Genomic DNA, 2962 nt, shown 5'->3' with positions numbered 1-2962 from the left:
CTCGGCGAGGTCGTCGGCGTCACCTCCGCCGAAGGTGTGCCCTGTGCTGCCGCGCCGCAGGAGCCAGGTGACGCGGGTGCCCGGCTCGCGGCGGGCCAGGTCGGCGAGGCGGAGAGCGGTGTGCGTCGCGGAGTGCCCGGCCCCCACGACCACGACGTGCCGCCCGGCGAACGCGGACACGTCGTCGGGGATCCGGTACGAGACCCGGTCGGCGGCTGCGGTCTCGCCCAGGGCGGGGAAGCCGTCGGCGCCCGCGGGGTTGGGAAGGCCCCAGGTGCCGCTCGCGTCGATGACCGCTCGGGCGACGATGCGGCCCTCCACGCCCTGGCGGTCTCGCGTGTGGACGACGAACGGCTGCGCCGCGCGGCCGCTGTCCACGACCCGGTCTCGTCCCTGTCGGGCGATCCCGGTGACGGTGGTCGCGTAGCGCACCCGCTCGCCCAGGCTCGCGGCGAGGGGTGCGAGGTAGCCCTCGACCCATTCGGCGCCGGTGGGGTACCCGCGGCTCGGCGCGACCCAGCCGGTGGGTTCGAGCAGGCGGCGCGCCGCCGCGTCGGTCAGCTCGGGCCACGCGGAGAACAGGCGCACGTGCCCCCATTCCGCCACGGCGGCCCCGGCGGCGTCGCCGCGCTCCACGACGATCGCGTCGAGACCGCGCTCGGTCAGGTGGGCGGCGGCGGCGAGGCCCTGCGGGCCGGCTCCGATGACGACGACGGGTAGTGCGGACATCCGATGCTCCTCGTATCGATGAATATCAATACGAGGAGCATCACGGATCTATCGAAGAATGTCAATACGTGAGAGACTGGACTGGTGAGTCTCCCCACCGTGATCGACCAGACCGCGTGCTGCGTGCCGCGGGTGACCTCCGCCCTCACGCCGCACGACGCCGAGCGGGCGGCGCGCGTGTTCAAGGCGATGGGCGATCCGACCCGGGTCCTGCTGCTGTCGCTCATCTCGGGCAGCCCGGAGGGGGAGGCGTGCATCTGCGACCTCACCCAGCCCGTCGGGCTGTCGCAGGCGACCGTGTCGCACCACATGAAGCTGCTCGCCGAGGCGGGACTGGTCACGCGTGAGCAGCGCGGGCGGTGGGCGTACTTCGCGGTGAACGACGAGGTGCTCCGCGCCGCCGCCGACGCGCTGCGCCCGGCCTGACGCTCCGCCCGCTCCACAAAGCCGTACGAGACGGGAGGGCCCCCGACGCGCGGTGGACCCTCCCGTGCGACCCCGCGGGATCAGCGCTTGAGGTTGGTCAGCTCCTGCAGCACCTCGTCGCTCGTGGTGATGATGCGTGCGTTCGCCTGGAAGCCGCGCTGGGCCACGATGAGGTTCGTGAACTCCTGCGACAGGTCGACGTTCGACATCTCCAGCGCGCCGCTGATGATGCCGCCCAGGCCCGCGGTCCCGGCCTGACCGAGCTCGGGCTGACCCGAGTTGCCGCTCGGGCGGAACTGCGAGGAGCCGACCTTCTCGAGTCCGCCGGGGTTGACGAAGCCGGCGAGCGCGATGCGGGCGAGCACCTGGGTGTCGCCGTTGCTGAACGTGCCGACCAGGCTGCCGTCGTTGGTCAGCGCGTAGGAGGCGAGCGTGCCGGCCGGCTTGCCGTTCTGCTCCTTGAGGGCGAGGTCGCTCACGTCGGCGAAGCCGGTCACGGCGGACAGGTCGACCGTGATGCCGCCCGACACGATGCTGCCCGCGCCGTTCTGCTTCCCGTCGGTGAAGGTGAGCGAGGTCGTGGCACCGGCGCCGTCGGCCACGTCCCACCCGGTCGCGGTGCGGGTGAACGTGAGGCGCAGCGTGGTGGCGGCGCCGTCGGCGTCGTAGGTCTTGATGTCGCGGACGAGGGTCTCACCCACGGCGGCGCCCGAGGGCAGGTTCCCGGTGGCGCGGGCGGTCGTGGTGGCCGCGGCGGGGCTCAGCGCTCCGACCGGGAGGGTGATGTCGCCGATGCCCTGGCCGGGAACGATCGCGCCGTTCTGCGCCGTCCAGCCCTGCACGAGCGCGCCGCCCGCGCCGACCAGGCGACCGGTCGCGTCGAACGTGAAGCCGCCGTTGCGGGTGTACAGGGTCTCGCCGCCCGACCGCACCACGAAGAAGCCGTCACCTGAGATCATCAGGTCGGTGGGCACACCGGTCGGCTGCGGCGCGCCGCCGGCGAAGTTGGTGCTGATGCCGGCGACCTGCACGCCGAGGCCCACCTGGGCGGGGTTCTGACCGCCCTGGGCCTGCTGCGGCAGCATCGAGTTGCGCAGCAGCTGCGACAGCGAGTCCTGGAACTGCACGGACGACGCCTTGAAGCCGGTCGTGTTGACGTTGGCGATGTTGTTGCCCGTCACGTCGAGCATGGTCTGGTGCGAGCGGAGGCCGGAGATTCCGGAGAAGAGCGAGCGGAGCATGGTGATGCCTTTCTGGGGAGAGGGGTCAGGCAGCGGAGCCGGGAGCGAGGGAGACGCCGGAGACGGCGTCGAGGGGGATGGAGACGTCGCCGATCATGACGAGCGGCACCGCCCCCTTGTAGGACACCGCGGTGACGATGCCCTTCTTGGTGGTGCCGTCGGCGTCGACGTACTGCGCCTCGCGCCCGATCAGCGCGGCGGCGGTCTGGCGCATGCTGAGCGCGAAGTTCTCGGTGGTGGTCGTCGACAGCGCGGTGAGCTGCTCCATCGAGGCGAGCTGCGTGGTCTGCGAGATCATCTCGTTGGTGTTCATGGGCGAGCTGGGGTCCTGATTGGTCAGCTGTGTCACGAGCAGCTTCAGGAACACCTCGGAGTCGAGGGTCTTCTTGCGCTCGGATGCGGGGGTGGTGCTGCCCGTCTGCACGCCGGACGCGGGTGTGCTGCCCGGGGGGATCGTGCCGGGGATGGAGTCGACCGTGGTCATGGGGTCCTCTCTGATCAGGCGTAGACGTCGATGCCGCCGTGCGGCGGGGCGGTCGGGACGGGCGTCGGTGGTGCGGGCGAGG

General features: G+C 71.8%; 4 protein-coding genes. 1 reads left to right on the top strand and 3 read right to left on the bottom strand.

Annotated features, from left to right (window positions below):
- Positions 1-729, bottom strand: a 729-nt coding sequence (locus DW299_RS15405; RefSeq protein WP_136037092.1) for an FAD-dependent oxidoreductase, incomplete at its 3' end; no start/stop codon positions are given.
- Positions 730-813: 84 nt separating this feature from the next.
- Here DW299_RS15405 and DW299_RS15400 point away from each other — a divergent pair.
- Positions 814-1155 (top strand): ArsR/SmtB family transcription factor, encoded by a 342-nt coding sequence (locus DW299_RS15400; RefSeq protein ID WP_136037091.1) that lies wholly within the window; start codon positions 814-816, stop codon positions 1153-1155.
- A gap of 80 nt (positions 1156-1235) precedes the next feature.
- On the opposite strand, the gene DW299_RS15395 is transcribed toward DW299_RS15400, so the two are convergent.
- Together DW299_RS15395 and DW299_RS15390 are read right to left on the bottom strand one after the other, a co-directional pair.
- Positions 1236-2396 (bottom strand): flagellar hook protein FlgE, encoded by a 1161-nt coding sequence (locus DW299_RS15395; RefSeq protein WP_136034174.1) that lies wholly within the window; start codon positions 2394-2396, stop codon positions 1236-1238.
- Positions 2397-2421: 25 nt separating this feature from the next.
- Positions 2422-2962: flagellar hook capping FlgD N-terminal domain-containing protein (locus DW299_RS15390; RefSeq protein ID WP_240745424.1), on the bottom strand; the 541-nt coding region annotated here is incomplete at its 5' end.

This window comes from Microbacterium sp. K35 (assembly GCF_004794375.1).
Classification (GTDB): domain Bacteria; phylum Actinomycetota; class Actinomycetes; order Actinomycetales; family Microbacteriaceae; genus Microbacterium; species Microbacterium sufflavum.
The sequence above is the reverse complement of the archived record's forward strand: the minus strand, read 5'-3'. Positions and strand labels throughout refer to the sequence as shown.

Coding starts and splice junctions, on each gene's coding strand:
- DW299_RS15395 (WP_136034174.1), bottom strand. CDS start 2,396: ATGCTCCGCTCGCTCTTCTCCGGAATCTCCGGCCTCCGCTCGCACCAG.